This window comes from Neisseria sp. P0021.S006 (assembly GCF_051956895.1).
The window spans coordinates 1-523 of sequence record NZ_JBQCWZ010001028.1; the positions used below are offsets into that span (position 1 = coordinate 1).

Annotated in this window: 1 protein-coding gene; it reads right to left on the reverse strand. The window is 51.4% G+C overall.

Going from position 1 to position 523, the window contains the following annotated elements:
• Positions 1 to 83: 83 nt before the first annotated feature.
• A partial coding sequence (locus ACTHUM_RS18535; RefSeq protein ID WP_440403758.1) for an SLC13 family permease occupies positions 84 to 523 on the reverse strand: 440 nt, incomplete at its 5' end.

The following is a 523-nucleotide window of genomic DNA, read 5'->3' on the forward strand; positions in this document are numbered from 1 at the left end:
TCGTTACATTGTGTCTGAACGACAAACTTCAAGGCCGTCTGAAAAATATTCTTTCAGACGGCCTGGGATATGGTTTTACGGGTTTATGGCATCAGGACGAAATAAGCCCACAGCGCAACCAATACGATACAGAGGACGTTCAGCAATAAGCCGACGTTCATCATTTCGCGTTGCTTAATCAAGCCTGTACCAAACACAATCGCGTTAGGCGGCGTGGCAACCGGCAACATGAAGGCACAAGATGCACCAATGCCGATGACGAATACCAAAACTTGTTCTGGCAAACCCATTTGCGCGGCAATGCTGGCGAAAATAGGCACAAGCAGGGCGGCGGAAGCGGTGTTACTGGTGAACTCGGTCAGGAAGATGATGAAGGCGGCAACCACGAAAATCACCAGCAATGCAGGAGAGTGGGAGAACGTGGAAGCAACTTGCTGACCCAGAGCTTCAGATGCGCCGGAAGATTGCAGCAACGCGCTCAAGCTGATACCGCCACCGAAGAGCATCAATACACCCCAGTCGG